Here is a 16,499-nt window from a genome sequence, read left to right on the forward strand (position 1 = left end):
CTTACCGGTAAGTGACTTGCTTGACCGCTGTGATCACTTCGTCAGTCGTGATCAGCGCGTGACGTTCAAGGTTGGCGGCATAAGGCATTGGCACGTCCTTGCCGGTGCAGTTGATTACAGGGGCATCCAGATAATCAAACGCCTGCCGCATGATCACGCTGCTGATGTAGCTTCCGACGGAGCCTTGTGGCCAGCCTTCTTCCACCGTCACACAACGGTTGGTCTTCTGGACGGAGGCAAGGATCGTCGCAGTGTCCATCGGACGCAAAGACCGCAGGTTGATCACCTCAGCACTGATCCCATCTTCTACAAGCTTTTCAGCTGCTTCCAAGGCGTAGGTCATCCCGATCCCAAAGGAGACGATGGTCACATCATCGCCACCACGCTCGATCTTGGCCTTGCCGAAAGGAATGGTGAAGTCATCCATCACCGGCACATCGAAGGATTTGCCGTAAAGGATCTCATTCTCAAGGAAGATCACTGGGCTGGGATCGCGGATCGCGGTCTTGAGCAGACCCTTCGCATCTGCGGCCGAATAGGGCATCGCCACCTTCAGACCAGGCACCTGCATGTACCATGCAGCGTAGTCCTGCGAGTGTTGCGCACCGACGCGGGCGGCGGCACCGTTTGGACCACGGAACACCATTGATGCCCCCATCTGACCGCCAGACATGTAAAGCGTCTTGGCCGCAGAGTTGATAATGTGGTCGATGCCTTGCATGGCGAAGTTAAATGTCATGAACTCCACTATCGGGCGCAGACCACCAAAGGCCGCGCCCGTGCCTATGCCTGCAAAACCATGCTCCGTAATCGGCGTGTCGATCACCCGTTTGGAGCCGAATTCATCCAGCAGACCTTGAGAGATTTTGTAGGCACCTTGGTATTCAGCAACCTCTTCGCCCATCAGGAAGACGGTCTCATCACGGCGCATCTCTTCTGCCATCGCATCGCGCAGGGCTTCGCGGACGGTTGTGGATTTCACTTCGGTCCCTTCGTCCCAATCGGGCGTTGCATCGGCGGGCATTTCTGCGGGCTTAGCGGCGGCAGGAACGGTGGCTGCCGGTTCTGACGCGATAGGGGCATCGTCTGGCGTGCTGTCCGCTTTCGTAGGGGCCGCGCCAGCCTCTGGCACGTCTTCACCTTCCTCGACGAGAATCGCTATCACGTCGTTGACCTTCACACCTTCGGTGCCTTCGGCCACGACAATCTTACCCATGACACCTTCGTCGACAGCTTCGAATTCCATCGTGGCTTTGTCTGTTTCAATCTCCGCGATGATGTCGCCGGATGAAACGGTGTCGCCTTCTTTCACCAGCCATTTCGCCAAGGTGCCTTCTTCCATCGTTGGGGATAGGGCGGGCATAAGTAGTTCAGTTGCCATGATTTAAGCCTCCGCCTCTGCGTAAATGTCTGTCCAAAGCTCTTCCAGTGCGGGCTCAGGGCTTTCTTTTGAGAATTCAGCCGCCTCGTTCACGATCGCTTTGATTTCTTTGTCGATGGCTTTGAGATCATCCTCAGAAGCGTGCTTGCCGGTCAGCAACATCTCACGTACCTGCTCAATTGGGTCACGCTCATCGCGCATTTTCTGGACTTCTTCGCGGGTCCGATATTTCGCAGGGTCGGACATGGAGTGTCCGCGGTAGCGGTAAGTCTTCACTTCAAGGATGTAAGGGCCTTTGCCAGCGCGGCAATGTTTTACGGCACGCTCGCCGGCTGCTTTGACCTCCAGCACGTTCATTCCGTCAACTTCTTCGCCTGGAATGCCATAGGCGGCACCACGCTCCCAAAGGGACGGGGATTTGGTGGAGCGGGCAACGGATGTGCCCATAGCGTATTGGTTGTTCTCAATCACAAAGACCACTGGAAGGTCCCAAAGCTCGGCCATGTTGTAGGTCTCATAGACCTGGCCTTGGTTTGCCGCACCGTCGCCAAAATAGGTGAAGGTCACATTGTCGGTGCCGTTGTATTTGTCAGCAAAGGCCAGACCCGCACCCAGAGGAACCTGCGCCGCAACAATGCCGTGCCCGCCGTAGAAATGCTTTTCTTTGGAGAACATATGCATGGAGCCGCCTTTGCCTTTGGAAAAGCCACCTTCGCGACCCGTCAGCTCTGCCATGATGCCCTTTGGGTCCATGCCGCAGGCGAGCATATGCCCATGATCGCGGTACGAGGTGATCCGCTTGTCGCCGTCTTTGGCAACGGCCTCAAGCCCCACAACTACAGCTTCTTGGCCGATGTAGAGGTGGCAGAACCCACCGATCAAACCCATTCCGTAAAGTTGGCCAGCTTTCTCTTCAAAGCGGCGGATCATCAGCATTTCGCGATAATGACCCAGCAGCTCTTCTGCTGAGACATTGGATTTCGCAGCGGACTTCTTTGGTGGCATGAGGTTCCTCCCACAGCGCGCTCAAATAGTTTAATGTTAAACTATTAATATTCGATGTGGTTTTGAATTGCCATTATAAAAGTGCCGCTGGGTCATCCTGCTGCGGAATTGCTGCCTTGCACCCAGTGCATAGGCGGTTGGCAAGCTGTCAGCTAGTTGATGACAATCTCATCAGCGCGAATGAGGCCCAGAACGTCACGCGCTTGCTCATCCAAAAGATCAAGGTCGAGGTAGGTATCAGACAGCCGCTTTGTGAGGTTTTCCATACGTGCCACTTCGACTTGAAGCTGCTCAAGCTCCGAACGAAGCGCGCGGTTCTCTGCCGCAATCTCTGACCGTTTGAAAACGCCATAATCGCCCTGCACCGCCGCAAACGTGAAATAGAGGCCAATGAAAACGGTACCCAAAAAGTAAAAGAGCGGCCCCAAAGCGGGAAGGTTCGTGCGGGTCATTTTTCTGCCTCTCTGACCTTATGTTTGGTCAGTAAAAAGAGAATCGCACATCTGATTCGTCTTGTGAATCCCCTAAATGCGAGATCAGCAAAAAAATAAGGGCTCCAAAGAGCCCTTATTGATCAATCATGATTGGTCTTAGCCGGAAATGGATGCTTTGTAGATGGATGCGATCGTCCCAGCCAATGTCGCGTTGAACTCTTCGTCGGATTGTTGCGCTGACAACCCTTCGGTCAACGCGCGGGAGAAGCTGGCGATCACACCGGCATTCTCGCTCAAGCGGCGGTTTGCCTCAGTGCGGTCATAGCCACCGGAGAGGGCGACAACCTGCAAAACGGCGTCATGGTCCACGCATGGCTGATAGTGGCCTGCCGTCTCTGGCAGTGTCAGTTTCAACATCACAGGTACTGAGTTGTCCCAAGCGTCGAGGTGCTTTGTCAGCTCCGCCGACAGTATGTCTTCTGCCGCTGCTTTGTCAGCTATCTTGATGTTCACCTCAGGCTCAATAATCGGCACAAGCCCATGTGCTGCGATCTGTGCGCCAATCTCAAACTGTTGCGCAACGATTGCCGCGATACCGTCTGCATTCGCGGCATTGATGACGGACCGCATCTTGGTTCCGAACATGCCTGCGTCCACGGCGCGGCCCAGTGTTTCGTCCACACCGTCGATCTGCTTCATCAGTTGCACGCCGTCGTGTTCGTCCATCAAGCCCTTGTCGACCTTCAGGAACGGCACCACGCCATTGTCTTCCCACAGCGTCCGAGCGGCTGGTTTTTCACCGATGGTGCGGTCCATTGTCATCTCGAACAGGATCGCGCCCAACACTTCGTTGCCGCTAAACGCTGGCGCCTGAACAATCCGCGTGCGCATCTGGTGGATCAGCGCAAACATCTCGTCATCGTTGGCGTATTCACTTTCTTCAACGCCATAAAGCCTAAGTGCCTTTGGTGTCGATCCACCAGACTGGTCAAGGGCTGCGATAAATCCGTGGCCGGATGCAATGTGATCAAGCTGATCCTGATTTGGCATAGAAGAAAGGTCCAACATGTTGAAATTACCACTGGTAACGCCCCCAGCCTCTTGCTGATAGGGGACGAGGGTAAATCAAACAATGATGGTCGCGCTAACGATTGCGCTAACGTTGGAATTTAGTTGGAAAGAGCCGCAACACCGGGAAGGGTTTTGCCTTCCATCCACTCCAAAAACGCGCCACCTGCGGTGGAGATATAGGTGAAATCGTCAGCGGCTTTCGCGTGATTGAGTGCGGCAACGGTGTCGCCACCACCCGCGACCGAGATAAGCTTACCCGCTTTCGTCAGCTTCGCCGCAATCTGCGCCGCTGCATTTGTGGCCGCATCAAAGGGTTCGATTTCAAAAGCACCCAAAGGACCGTTCCAGAGCAGCGTTTTGGCTTTGCTCAGCACCTCTTCGATATAGGCCACGGTTTTGGGTCCAGCATCCAAGATCATCGCGTCGTCGGGGCAGGCATCAGGGGCCAGATTTTCATTGACCGCGTTTGCGGCAAATTCGCGCGCGACAACGATGTCGCGAGGCAGGATCACTTCACAGCCTGCCGCGTCTGCTTTGGCTAGAATGTCCCGCGCCGTGTCCGCCAGATCATGTTCGCACAACGATTTGCCAACGGACAGGCCTTGCGCCGCCAAGAACGTATTCGCCATGCCACCGCCGATGATCAGATAATCGACCTTGCCCATCAAATTACCCAAAAGCTCCAACTTGGTGGAGACTTTGGCACCGCCGACTAAAGCCACAACCGGCCGCTTGGGGCAACCGAGGGCGGTTTCCAACGCGCTCAATTCCGCCGCCATCAACCGACCCGCGCAAGACGGGCGCAGTTTGGAAATGGCTTCGGTGCTGGCATGGGCGCGGTGCGCGGCGGAGAACGCATCGTGCACGTAAATATCGCAAAGCGACGCCAGACGCTTCGCAAAGGCCGGATCATTGGCTTCCTCACCGGGGTTAAAGCGCAAGTTCTCAAGTAACAGCACTTCGTTGCCTTCCATTTCTTTCACTGCATCGCGGTAATCGGTGTTCGCCCAAGTGATCGGAAGGCCCAGCACATCCGCTACGGTCGGCGCGATGTGTTCAAGTGACATCTCAGGTACGACCTTTCCCTTAGGCCGTCCAAAGTGCGCCATTAGGATGACCGAGCCACCGGCATCTTGAATGTCGTAAACCGTGTCCGCGATCCGCTCGATCCGCGTGGTGTCGGTGACAACGCCATCTTCCATTGGAACATTGATATCGACCCGCACCAACACGCGCTTGCCTGCAAGATCCATGTCATCAAGAGTTTTCCAGGCCATATCAATGCTCCAGGCTATGTTGTGATGCGGCTGACATGCGCTAAGTCCGACGTGGCGTCAACAGCCGGGCGCTGCAAAGCCGCCAACCGCGCTTGCGCTTTGGGTTGGCTTTCGACCAGCTTCGCCATATGTCAAAGCAAATCTGACGAACAGGAGACCGGCATGGCCGACATCAAGGACCCCGAAAACACAATCATCATGACCCTGAAAGACGGCGATGTGGTTATCCAACTGCTGCCGGACGTAGCACCTGCGCATTGCGACCGCATGAAAGAGCTTGCCCGCGCCGGCGCTTATGACAACGTGTGCTTCCACCGTGTGATCGACGGCTTTATGGCGCAGACCGGCGATGTAGCTAACGGTAATATGGAAGACAACTTCAACATCGGTCGCGCTGGAACAGGCGGTTCCGACATGCCAGACCTACCTGCCGAATTTTCGAAAATCCCGCACGCGCGTGGGTCATTGGGCGCGGCACGGTCGGCCAACCCAAACTCTGCCAACAGCCAGTTCTTCATTAACTTCAAAGACAATGACTTCCTGAACGGGCAGTACACGGTATATGGCCAAGTGATTTCTGGGATGGAGCATGTGGACGCCATCACACGCGGTGAGCCGCCGATGAACCCAGACCGTATGATCAGCTTCAAGGTTGCCGCAGATGTCTAGGTCAACCGCCTTTGCACCGCTCGCGGTCGCTTTGGCAGTTGTGGTCGCGATTGTGTTCTTCCGTTTTGGCGCTGCACCTGAAGAGGTCGCTGCGACTGAAGAACCTGCATTGACAGAAGCGACATCTAAAGGTTTGGACTATGGCCTCGAAATCGATGTGGCGGGGGAGGCCAATGGCACAATCGTAATCGACCTTTTCGAAGATACTGCGCCGCTGCACACGGCGCAGATCGTGATGATTGCCAACCAAGGGCTCTATAATGGTGTAGTCTTTCACCGCGTGATAGAAGGCTTCATGGCGCAAACGGGCGATGTAGAGTTTGGCCGCGCTGATGGCGATTTGGCCCGCGCTGGCATGGGTGGGTCCGACCTGCCCAACATTCCGGCAGAGTTCAGCAAGCAGAACTTTGATCGAGCCATCGTCGGCATGGCACGGGCGCAGGATCCAAATTCAGCCAACAGCCAGTTTTTCATCATGTTCGCTGAAGGGCCGTTCTTGAATGAGAACTACACGATTGTTGGCGAAGTCATCTCGGGCATGGAGGTCGTGGACCTGATCAAGCGCGGCACAGGCGCCAATGGCGCGGTTGTCGGCGCACCAGATGTGATGACTGACGTGCGCGTCACTGAACAATCTGACGGTCCCCTCACTTTGTTGTGAGGGGGCTATCACCACCAGCCCCACAAGCCTTATGTTTTGATCATCCGCTGAAAATTGATCATCATGATGCGCCTCATCGCCATCATCGCTGCAGGTCTGCTGGCTGCCAGCCAAGCTGTCGCCAACCCCGATTTCTGGGTACATGAATGACCCAGCACGGACTTTGATAAGACCAATGTGCCAAGCTGGGTCGAAATCCTGTCCGGCGGTCCGCCTAAAGATGACATCCCAGCGTTGGCGAGAGTGGTACGCGTGGGTGACCGCGAGTGGCCGCTGACACGACTGGCGGAGGAAGGCGTTACCACCGAAGCGGGCGTGACGCTCAGTTGGACAGCAGGTCAAGCCTCCGCCCTCGACAGTCAGCGGATTGCGGACGGTAAGGATGTGGGCAACGTGCGGGTGAAGAATGCAGACGGCAACGACCTGCCGCATGATGTGATCTTCTCCTTTGCTTATCACGCCTTCTGGCCCGATGGTGAGTGGATTCTGAGCAGCTAAAAGAAACTGCTGCGCACGGTTGACACTGCGCCCGTTTCGCTGGCTCATGCGCGCATGGATCGCAAGTCACAGATCGACCTTTTTGGCGCTGTCGCGCTCACCGGCTTTGCGGTGTTCTTGGCGTTCAACCAAGTGGTCATCAAAGTCACCAATGAAGGTATTCAGCCGGTGTTCCTCGCAGGCGTCCGGTCCGTAGGAGCGGTGGTCTGCCTGTGGCTCTGGCTGAAATGGCGCGGCATTCCGGTGCAATCCTCCCGCGCGGGTGTGATCTGGGGCATCTTCGCGGGTCTCATCTTTGGCGCGCAGTTCTTGTTCCTGTTTGTCGCGCTTGATCTGACGACCGTTGGACGCGCCAGCATCATCTTTTATTCGATGCCGATTTGGCTGTCGCTCTTGGCCCATGTGATGCTGCCCAATGACAAGATCAACGCGCTGAAGTTCGTGGGCCTGATCCTCGCGATGAGCGGCGTCGCTTGGGCGTTTTGGGACCGCAGTAGCGGAACGGCGATCCTGATTGGTGATTTAGCCGCTCTTGGCGGTGCGGTGTCATGGGCGGTGCTGACCATCATCATGAAAGCCAGCCCGCTCAACGACGAACGTCCAGAGATGCAACTATTTTGGCAAGTGCTCGTCTCCGGCCCTCTGCTGATTGTGGCGTCTTTTTTCTTTGGCGACCTAATCCGCGACCTTCAACCGATCCACATCGCAGGGCTAATTTTCCAGATCGTGATAGTTGTCACCGCGGGCTTTGTCTTCTGGCTCTGGCTTCTGTCGATCTATCCCGCGTCTAGCGTCGGCTCTTTCAGCTTCTTGTCGCCGGTGATGAGCGTGGCGCTCGGCTGGCTCCTTTTGGGGGAGGAGGTCGGCACTGACATCCTCATCGCGCTCGGCCTCGTGGCACTCGGCATCGTGCTGATCAATCGGCCCAAAAAGGCTTAAGTGCCGCAGAACGTTCGCGTGACGACCTCTGAATTTACAGGCGCTTTCGCAAACTTGGCGTTGGGCGTGTAAGGCTGCGTCACGGCATCCAACATCTCATGAAACGGCGCAAAGTCGCCCGCAACACCCGCTGCAATAACCGCCTCTGCCTGATGGTTGCGCGGAATGACGTGCGGGTTTGCTATTGCCATCACCTCGGCGAAGTTGTCGTCCTGACGTGCGCTCCAACGGTCGCGCCACGCGGCGAATGCCTCCCGATTGGCAAACTGATCTTGCGCTGCATCGGTGTGCAGATTGGCGAAGGTGTTGGTGAAATCGGCGCCATCCTCCGCCATCAAGCCAAGGAGATCATGGATCAGTGCGTCATCTTCTGGCTGCGCATCTTCCAGCCCGATCTTGCGACCGAAAAGCCGCCGCCACTCCGCCTCATAAAGCGCAGGGTAGCGGTTCACGCTTTCGGTGAACGCCTCCACCGCCGCATCCTGATCCGGCATCATCGGCACCAAAGCTGTCGCCAGTTGCGCCATGTTCCAAATCGCCACGCGGGGTTGGTTGCCATAGGCGTAGCGGCCCATCTGATCGATAGAGCTGAAGACCTTCATCGGCACATAATCATCCATGAAGGCGCAGGGGCCATAATCAATGGTCTCCCCCGATAAGGCCACGTTGTCGGTGTTCATAACGCCGTGAATGAAGCCAACCGACATCCATTTGGCCACCAAAGCCGCGTTGCGTGCAATTACGGCGTCCAGTAGTTTCAAAGGGCTTGTCGCCTCTGGGTAATGCCGCGCGACCACATGCTCGAATAACGCTTGGCTTGCTGCCAGTTCCTGCCGCGCGGTGTAAACTTGGAAGGTGCCGACGCGAATATGGCTCTGCGCGACACGGGCTAGGATCGCACCGGGCAAAACCTGCTCCCGATAAACCGGATCGCCTGTTGTCACCGCCGCCAAAGCGCGGGTCGTCGGGACGCCCATCGCATGCATCGCCTCGCTGACTAGATACTCCCGCAGGACAGGCCCCAACCAAGACCGCCCGTCGCCGTTGCGGGAATAGGGTGTGGGGCCAGAGCCCTTCAACTGGATGTCGCGGCGCACACCGTCCTGGCCCACCACTTCGCCCAGCAGGATTGCGCGGCCATCGCCCAGTTGTGGGTTCCAATGCCCAAACTGATGGCCCGCATAAAGCTGCGCCAAGGGGTCCGCTCCGACGGGCACTTTGTTCCCGCCGATCACCTCCGCCAAATCGGTCAGATCAAATGTGATGCCCAGCTCCTCAGCCAAAGCGTCATTCTTTACGATCAAATCAGGCCGCGCGACGGGTGTCGGCGCGATAAGGGTGAACATCTGCGCGGGCAGGGTGGCGTAGGTGTTCTCAAACGGGAAAGTCGTGCTCATGCGGTCAACATAAAGGTCGTGGGGCGGATTTACAGCACCCGCGACATCAGCGCGTATTTCTCACGCAGTTTGAACCCAATGCCTTTATATAAGTTCTGCGTCGCACCGTCGTCGCGGTTTACCTCCAAATGGATCGCTTTAAGGCCGGCGCCTTTCAGCGCTTTGATCACGCTGTCGAGTACTTCCTGCCCAATGCCCCGCTTGCGAACATTGGGCCTGATCCAAATCTCGTCAAGGAACCCGTCCATACCGCCCAATTCCAACGACCAACCGAAGGAGATGATGAGGTATCCCACAGGCGCGGCTTTTGGCCCAAAAATATAGGCCACCGCTAAGGGCGAGCCTTGCAAGATGGGCGCGATAGAGGCTTGCCGCTCTTTCTCCGTCGTTTCGATCCCGATTTCCTTGTGGAAGGCTGCGATCATCGTCAACAACACCTCAGCATCGTCAGGCCCGCAAAGATGAATGTTTGTGCTCATAATCGCGCTAACCTTTCGGTCAAGAGCTCAAAGAAACCGTTAGCGTCAATGTCGCGCATGAACATCGCATTCGGTGGACGGTCCGTCACCCGCCACCAATCGGTGACGGTCATGCCAAGGGTCAGCGCGCTTTCGATCTCAACCTCGATATTTACATGACGACCGGAGAAGAGCTCAGGCTTTAAAAGATAGGCGATCACGCAAGGGTCGTGCAGCGGCGCGCCCTCAGACCCGTATTTCTCCTTATCAAACCGCTCAAAGAAGTCGGTCCATTCGGCCACCATCGTGCCAACCTCGGTGCCCATATTACGAAAAGCATCAACGCGGGCGCGGTTGGTCAGCGCTTTATGCGTCACATCGAGCGGCATAACGGTGATCGGCACGCCGGAGGCAAAGACGATCTTCGCGGCTTCGGGATCAACGTAGATGTTAAACTCTGCTGTTGGTGTGATGTTGCCCACCTCGAAATAGGCCCCGCCCATCAAAACGATCTCTTGCACACGCTCCACCACGTCCGGCGCTTGCTGAAAGGCCATGGCGATATTGGTCAGCGGCCCAATGGGGCAGAGTGTGACGGTGCCTGTCGGCTCCCTCCGCAGCGTTTCAATGATGAAAACGACCGCGTGCGTGTCCTGCAGCGGCATCACAGGATCTTCCATCTGCGGGCCATCAAGGCCGGTCTTGCCGTGGACATGTTCTGCCGTGACAAGCTTGCGCGTCAGAGGCGCCTCGGCCCCTGCAAAGACCAACGTGTCCGGCTTGTCCGCCAATTCACAGACGATCCGCGCGTTCTTATGGGTCAGCGGAAGCGGCACGTTGCCTGCCACCGCTGTGATCCCCAAAACGTCCAATTCTTCAGGTGACGCCAGCGCCAGCAAAATGGCTACCGCATCGTCCTGACCCGGATCTGTATCAATGATGATTTTACGTGCTGTCATAAGCACCCCCTCGTCCCTAGGCAGATACACTGACTGCTGCTGCTTCAAAGGGCAAGCGGCAAACTCTGCCCGCAGTGGATGAAGTTTTGCGCGTTTCGACCTGACAAGCGACTGGTCCTTCGACCGCGCAACCGGTGGGTTGATTCTGGCAGCGGATTGCGTTTTTTGGGGCGCTTCGACCACAGCCCTCCAAACTCCAAAACGACGGGCGCATATAGGCCTCGGCACCGCGCATCCTGCCGGTGCATTACAGGAGACCTAAAATGATCCGTAAATACACATCTTTAACCGCACTCGTCTTTGATGTGGCAACCCCAGCACTTGCTCAAGACGCTGCTATCGACGTGGGTGAGGATGGAATGTACAGTTACCCAGAGCTTCTGTCGGTGATGCCAGAAATGACAGAGGACGAGTTTGTGGTCCTCGACGCCAACGGTGACGGCTGCTTGGTGCGGAAGAGATTGCCGCCGCCCAAGACGCCGGCGCAACCCCAGCATCCGAAGGCTAAACGCCGTTGAATACCGCGCGATAGCGGACATCCCTCCCTGTCAGCTGTCGCGTTTTTTTATGCTGTTTGAGCGACCGCACCGCGGGCCAATGCCGCAACTCCTGTCCGTGCAATTTCTTGTAGGCCAAGAGGGCGCATCAGATCAGCGAATGCGTCAATTTTTTCTGGCGTGCCTGTGATTTCAAAGACGAAGCTTTCCAGCGTGCTGTCGACGACATTGGCGCGGAAGATGTCTGCCAGACGGATCGCCTCGATCCGGTGATCACCTGACCCTGCAACTTTCAGCAGCGCCAATTCACGTTCGACTGTGGGGCCTTCGACGGTGAGGTCATGAACCTCATGCACAGGCACGATCCGGCCCAGTTGCGCTTTGATCTGCGTGATGATCTGCGGTTTGCCTGAGGTCACAATCGTGATCCTTGAGCGATGCCCCTCGTGGTCCACCTCCGCCACGGTGAGGCTTTCGATATTATAGCCGCGACCGGAGAAAAGCCCGATCACACGGGCCAAAACACCCGGTTCGTTGGCAACGATGACAGCCAGTGTGTGCCGTTCAATCTTGTCTCCATACGTAGAGCGGAGATTGTAGGCAGAATGGCTCGTCGCGCCTTTTTTGATTTTGAGTGGGGACATCTTCGTCGTCTTTCAAAAGCTTATTTTATTTGTATACAGGGCGTACACACAGCGTACAGAAGCCGTGCATACGCTTGTGCATCACACCATCACCGCGCCGCCGGCCTGAATGGCGTTGGCGGTGTCGGCGTTTTCGCCCAAAAGCATCTCATTGTGCGGCTTGCCAGATGGGATCATTGGAAAGCAGTTTTCGTGCTTCTCCACCAGACAGTCGAACAGCACCGGACCGTCGTGGTTGATCATCTCCATGATCGCATCATCCAGATCATCAGGGTTGTCACACAGGATACCCTTGGCACCAAAAGCCTCCGCCAGTTTCACGAAATCGGGTAGGCTCTCGGACCAGCTAGAGGAATAGCGCTCGCCATGCAGCAATTCTTGCCACTGGCGCACCATGCCCAGACGTTCGTTGTTCAGGATGAACTGTTTAACTGGCAGGCCGTATTGCATGGCTGTGCCCAGCTCTTGCATGTTCATCAGCCACGACGCTTCGCCCGCAACATTGATGACGAGGCTGTCGCGGTGCGCCAGTTGCACACCGACAGAGGCAGGGAAGCCGTAGCCCATCGTGCCCAAGCCGCCCGAGGTCATCCAACGGTTTGGGTCTTCGAAGCCCAGATATTGCGCCGCCCACATCTGGTGCTGGCCCACTTCGGTACAGATGTAGCGGTCGTGTTTCTTGGTCAGCTCTTCCAACCGCTGCATGGCGTATTGCGGTTTGATGGTCTTACCTTCCTGCTTGAAACTCAGACAATCCACTTTCTGCCACTCTTTGATCTGCTTCCACCATTGCGCCAAACCTTCCTTGTTGGTCTTGCGGCCGCGGGATTTCCAGACCTTCAGCAAGTCTTCCAACACATGTGCGACGTCGCCCAAGATCGGGATGTCGACGTGGATGACCTTGTTGATGGAGGAGGCATCAATATCAATATGCGCCTTCTTCGATCCGGGGGAGAATTTGTCGACTAGGCCGGTGATCCGGTCATCAAAACGCGCACCTATGTTGAGCATCAGATCACAGTCATGCATCGCCATGTTGGCTTCATAAAGTCCATGCATCCCCAACATGCCCAGCCAGTTATCGCCGGAGGCCGGATAGCAGCCCAATCCCATCAGGGTTGATGTGATGGGGAAGTTCGTCTCAGCCACCAGTTCGCGCAGCAATTGCGACGCTGCAGGGCCAGAGTTGATGACACCGCCGCCCGTGTATAAAATGGGGCGCTTTGCCGTTTCAATTGCTTTGGCCAGCTCGGTAATGGCGTCGATGTCGCCTTTGACTTGCGGTGCATAATGCGTTTCCACCTGGCGGGCTTCGGTGTACTTACCGGTCGCGAACTGAACGTCCTTCGGAATGTCGATCAGAACCGGACCCGGACGACCAGATGTGGCGACATGGAACGCCTCATGCAGTGTCGCGGACAGCTTGTCGGTCTCTTTCACCAGCCAGTTATGCTTCGTACAGGGGCGGGTGATGCCAACGGTGTCGGCTTCTTGGAACGCGTCAGAACCGATCATGAAGGTCGGCACCTGACCGGTCAAAACGATGATCGGAATGGAATCCATCAACGCATCGGTCAAACCGGTCACAGCGTTTGTAGCACCTGGACCGGATGTCACCAGAGCAACACCAGGTTTGCCCGTAGACCGCGCATAGCCTTCGGCGGCATGAACAGCGCCTTGTTCGTGGCGCACCAAGATATGTTGAATGTGGTTTTGCTGAAAGATCTCATCATAGATCGGGAGGACAGCACCACCGGGGTATCCAAAGACGACCTCAACACCTTGGTCCACCAAGGCTTGAACGACCATTTTTGCACCGGTCATGGTTTTACTCATCTGTCTTGTGTCCTCTGCTACCGCGTTTCTCTCAGTCACAAAAAAACCCCCGAGGATGTCGGGGGCGCATGGGATCGTTATGGATTTACCGTTACCGGCCCATGCGCATCATATCCACCACTAGTACGACGAGTGTCATCATCGGGTCCTTTCATGTACGGAGACCCTATGCGGCAGTGCAGAGACCGTCAACAGGGTATGTGGAGATAATTTCGCCAAACGGCGATTTTATGCAACTTTATTTCAGGCGCTGGCCTTCGCGCGTTTCCCACGACGCCAAGCTGCGAGGGCGATCAATCCCATTGGCAGCGATCCGCCAGTGCCCGGCAACGGTACAGTCGTTGGGTTCACGGGGATCACAAATGGTGGGAAATCGCCGAAGCCTTGGCTCGCGAAGTATGACGGCGGGAACAGGGTCAGCAAAGGTGTTTCCAGCGCGCATGCAAACACCCGACATTTGAAAACCTCAGACTCGTGACTGGAGCCAATGGTAATTGCAGATTACGGGGATGGGAGGTCACCATAATTGAGAAAGGCCCTCGGCTCATTGAAAGGTTCGGCCTGCATTTTGACGTGCCACTTGAATTTGGGCTGAGAGATCTGAAGCGAAGTTACGTCTCGCATTGGCGGAATATGTGGACCGCCAAATGCGTGGGGTATAAAAGTGGCTGTAAGCGCCCGTATGTGGCCTAGTCTAGCTGAAAAACTTAGCTAAATTTCAAGCAGGTCATCGGGAAACTCAGAAAAAGTATCCTTGGCGGAAATCGCAAGTGGTGACAGTACCTCCATGTCTCCAGACCCGTGAGATTAGGCAAAAGTAGGGTTTGCCGTCACAACCGGCCTGCCCGCAGCCTCAAGTGCTAGCTCATTGTTGTATGGCTTGACGTCAAACCACCTTATACGTGGTGACGCATCATCAATAATCCAAAGGTCTTCAAGTCGAACAGAGAACCTTTCAGTCGAAAAGCCAGCCAGCCACAACTCGATCTGCAATTTGGGTAGGGAGTCTTTGTCGCTTTGAGGGGTCTCAGCGTCGAGTAAAGGCTGCAGAAATGAAGGTAGCTGCGCGATATAATTCGCACGAATGACGTTGGTTTGTTCAATTCCCTGAAGGGTGGAGACGTTTTCCAAGCGAGTGTCGTCGGACAGTTTGAACGGCGCAGCAGAAACAGATCCGTTTGCCGCCATGGCAAGCAGACAGCTTGATAAGTAAAGTGACAGGGCTTGCCTGACGTCCTGTATGCTGTCCTCACCTCGTCCTTGGCGCACGGAACTGCGCACCAGCCATGCCTATTTTCGAGACTTTCCGCACTATGTGCGTTCCGTTTCCGTCAAAAGCGCACAACTATCCGTAGGTTGTATGAGAGAAGACTCGGTCAGATTTTAGGTAAGAATGTATACGCAACAGGTCATTACGAAGACATCGGGAAAGAATAGATGTGCCTTCGGTAGACTCTCGCCAGTTAATGCTCAAAACGTTGATACTGTGATGGAAATCGCAATCTTTTCCCCGCAATTTTGGCGTTTTTAGACCAGCTGGGTTTGGATCGAAAAGCGGTGCTATGAATGCCTATTGTCTTTCGAGGGAGCCAGTAAAAGTTCCGGCTGATCATTATGCAAAATTGGATGCGCAACAGTCTGTTTCACCTGAAATGCAAAGCGTTTTGCAATGTCGCTATAGCCATCAAAAAGCGTGTTTTCATTTGCGGTCAAATACTGCGTCCGCCGCTCATGATAGAGCGGGGGCAGATCGTACCACGGGGTGTGGGGGCTCGCGTGGTGGACGATGTGCAGGTTGTTGTTGAGGTAGAGAAACGCCCAGAGGGGATGTGCTTCCACAATCGCTGTCCGCGCGCCAACGGCTTCAGCGGCTTGATGCTCTGCGTAGGCGCGCAGGGATGTCAGGGATATTGCGGGGTAGACTACGAAAAGTCCGTAATAAATCAACGACATACCGAACAAACCTTGCACAAAAAAAACCACTGCGAAGAGCCCCAGAAGATGCAAAAACCAAGCCCGCCGCACACCCAGTTCATCGTCCTTGAGCCGCTCAAACTCGGTGCGGCCAAAGCCAATGATCGTCAAGGCCGGCCCAATGGCCAAACGGCCCACCAGCGTGTTGTTGATCGACAAGAGAAGCTGTTTAAAATCAGTCATCTGTGCGACACTCTTCGCGTCCCAGAAATAGCTTTCGGGATCCTCAAACGGGTCGGTTAGATGTTCGTCCCGATGGTGTTTCAGGTGTAGGTCCTTGTAGCGACGATAGGGGAACACCACGGCAAGCGGCAGTGATACCAGCGCTTCATTCACCAGTGGCCACCGTGTTGGATGGCCGTGAATTGTCTCGTGCTGAAGCGATGTGTGGAAAGCGGCGATGATCGGCAGGAGCGGAATAGACAGGAACCAGAGCGGAGTCGTCCACAATAGCCCCACGCTCACCCAGGCTCCGTAACAGACTATAATCAGACCAAGCGTCACCCATTCGGTGCGCAAAACCCTACGCCGTGCCAATCCAACCCTTTCAAATTACTCCCTTCCCGGATGATACAACAGTTTCAGTGCGTTGGACACAATCCATGCGACCAAAAACTGTCGTTTTTGGCCCAAGGTTTCTGTTGATCGAGAGGCTTAATCCTCGATCTTGTCCTGCGTCTTCTTCTCAAAGTCAGCAGCGCTGTGGCGTTCAAGCGTTTGTTCTGCCACAACCTCCTTCAGGTCACGGGCTTCGCGGCGAAGGTTTTTAACCTTGTCGCTTGTCGCTGCACGCGCTGTG

The 16,499-nt window shown here is 55.6% G+C and carries 18 protein-coding genes; 5 read left to right on the forward strand and 13 right to left on the reverse strand.

Translation table 11 applies throughout. The features are described 5' to 3' along the window. Position 1: 1 nt before the first annotated feature. From ACTF5F_RS12925 to ACTF5F_RS12945, 5 genes are all read right to left on the reverse strand, one after another. Positions 2 to 1,381 (reverse strand): pyruvate dehydrogenase complex E1 component subunit beta, encoded by a 1,380-nt coding sequence (locus ACTF5F_RS12925; RefSeq protein ID WP_438957283.1) that lies wholly within the window; start codon positions 1,379 to 1,381, stop codon positions 2 to 4. 3 nt (positions 1,382 to 1,384) lie between these two features. Further along, positions 1,385 to 2,386, reverse strand: a complete 1,002-nt coding sequence (pdhA, locus tag ACTF5F_RS12930) for a pyruvate dehydrogenase (acetyl-transferring) E1 component subunit alpha (RefSeq protein WP_438957284.1) — start codon at positions 2,384 to 2,386, stop codon at positions 1,385 to 1,387. 152 nt (positions 2,387 to 2,538) lie between these two features. After that, positions 2,539 to 2,838, reverse strand: a complete 300-nt coding sequence (locus ACTF5F_RS12935; protein WP_438957285.1) for an FtsB family cell division protein — start codon at positions 2,836 to 2,838, stop codon at positions 2,539 to 2,541. 138 nt (positions 2,839 to 2,976) lie between these two features. After that, complete coding sequence (locus tag ACTF5F_RS12940; RefSeq protein ID WP_438957286.1) at positions 2,977 to 3,870, reverse strand: fructose bisphosphate aldolase; 894 nt, start codon at positions 3,868 to 3,870, stop codon at positions 2,977 to 2,979. A gap of 119 nt (positions 3,871 to 3,989) precedes the next feature. Beyond that, the gene (locus tag ACTF5F_RS12945) at positions 3,990 to 5,168 is read right to left on the reverse strand and encodes a phosphoglycerate kinase (RefSeq protein ID WP_438957287.1); all 1,179 of its coding nucleotides are present in this window, start codon (positions 5,166 to 5,168) and stop codon (positions 3,990 to 3,992) included. Between the two features lie 162 nt (positions 5,169 to 5,330). Here ACTF5F_RS12945 and ACTF5F_RS12950 point away from each other — a divergent pair, with 162 nt between their 5' ends. From ACTF5F_RS12950 to ACTF5F_RS12965, 4 genes are all read left to right on the forward strand, one after another. Next, positions 5,331 to 5,837, forward strand: a complete 507-nt coding sequence (locus tag ACTF5F_RS12950) for a peptidylprolyl isomerase (RefSeq protein WP_438957288.1) — start codon at positions 5,331 to 5,333, stop codon at positions 5,835 to 5,837. After that, a complete protein-coding gene (locus ACTF5F_RS12955; protein WP_438957289.1) occupies positions 5,830 to 6,498 on the forward strand; it encodes a peptidylprolyl isomerase in 669 nt (222 codons plus the stop codon). The genes ACTF5F_RS12950 and ACTF5F_RS12955 overlap by 8 nt, the downstream gene beginning before the upstream one ends. A 177-nt stretch (positions 6,499 to 6,675) precedes the next feature. Continuing rightward, complete coding sequence (locus tag ACTF5F_RS12960; RefSeq protein ID WP_438957290.1) at positions 6,676 to 6,996, forward strand: hypothetical protein; 321 nt, start codon at positions 6,676 to 6,678, stop codon at positions 6,994 to 6,996. Positions 6,997 to 7,050: 54 nt separating this feature from the next. Further along, entirely contained in the window at positions 7,051 to 7,935 is an 885-nt protein-coding gene (locus tag ACTF5F_RS12965) for a DMT family transporter (protein ID WP_438957291.1), read from the forward strand. Here the strand turns inward: ACTF5F_RS12965 and ACTF5F_RS12970 are convergent. The 3 genes from ACTF5F_RS12970 to ACTF5F_RS12980 are packed head-to-tail and all read right to left on the reverse strand — an operon-like array spanning position 7,932 to position 10,749. Then, on the reverse strand, positions 7,932 to 9,332 hold the full coding sequence (locus tag ACTF5F_RS12970; protein ID WP_438957292.1) for a protein adenylyltransferase SelO: 1,401 nt from the start codon (positions 9,330 to 9,332) through the stop codon (positions 7,932 to 7,934). The genes ACTF5F_RS12965 and ACTF5F_RS12970 overlap by 4 nt on opposite strands. Positions 9,333 to 9,361: 29 nt before the next feature. Continuing rightward, positions 9,362 to 9,811, reverse strand: a complete 450-nt coding sequence (locus tag ACTF5F_RS12975; protein WP_438957293.1) for a GNAT family N-acetyltransferase — start codon at positions 9,809 to 9,811, stop codon at positions 9,362 to 9,364. Next, a complete protein-coding gene (locus ACTF5F_RS12980) occupies positions 9,808 to 10,749 on the reverse strand; it encodes a nucleoside hydrolase (protein ID WP_438957294.1) in 942 nt (313 codons plus the stop codon). The genes ACTF5F_RS12975 and ACTF5F_RS12980 overlap by 4 nt, the downstream gene beginning before the upstream one ends. Positions 10,750 to 11,012: 263 nt before the next feature. Here ACTF5F_RS12980 and ACTF5F_RS12985 point away from each other — a divergent pair, with 263 nt between their 5' ends. Then, positions 11,013 to 11,267, forward strand: coding sequence for a hypothetical protein (locus ACTF5F_RS12985; protein ID WP_438957295.1), 255 nt, complete (start codon positions 11,013 to 11,015; stop codon positions 11,265 to 11,267). Between the two features lie 47 nt (positions 11,268 to 11,314). Here the strand turns inward: ACTF5F_RS12985 and ilvN are convergent, their stop codons facing one another. The 5 genes from ilvN to ACTF5F_RS13010 form a co-directional block, all read right to left on the reverse strand. After that, positions 11,315 to 11,890 (reverse strand): acetolactate synthase small subunit, encoded by a 576-nt coding sequence (gene ilvN / locus ACTF5F_RS12990; RefSeq protein ID WP_438957296.1) that lies wholly within the window; start codon positions 11,888 to 11,890, stop codon positions 11,315 to 11,317. 81 nt (positions 11,891 to 11,971) lie between these two features. Then, positions 11,972 to 13,726: an acetolactate synthase 3 large subunit gene (locus ACTF5F_RS12995; protein WP_438957297.1), complete on the reverse strand. Its 1,755-nt coding sequence runs from the start codon at positions 13,724 to 13,726 to the stop codon at positions 11,972 to 11,974. Positions 13,727 to 13,969: 243 nt separating this feature from the next. Further along, complete coding sequence (locus ACTF5F_RS13000) at positions 13,970 to 14,149, reverse strand: hypothetical protein (RefSeq protein ID WP_438957298.1); 180 nt, start codon at positions 14,147 to 14,149, stop codon at positions 13,970 to 13,972. 384 nt (positions 14,150 to 14,533) lie between these two features. Then, a complete protein-coding gene (locus ACTF5F_RS13005; RefSeq protein WP_438957299.1) occupies positions 14,534 to 15,007 on the reverse strand; it encodes a hypothetical protein in 474 nt (157 codons plus the stop codon). Between the two features lie 279 nt (positions 15,008 to 15,286). Then, positions 15,287 to 16,165, reverse strand: coding sequence for a fatty acid desaturase (locus ACTF5F_RS13010; RefSeq protein WP_438957300.1), 879 nt, complete (start codon positions 16,163 to 16,165; stop codon positions 15,287 to 15,289). Between the last annotated feature and the right edge of the window lie 334 nt (positions 16,166 to 16,499).

Origin of the sequence: Cognatiyoonia sp., from assembly GCF_965661665.1 — a bacterium.
Taxonomy (GTDB): domain Bacteria; phylum Pseudomonadota; class Alphaproteobacteria; order Rhodobacterales; family Rhodobacteraceae; genus Cognatiyoonia.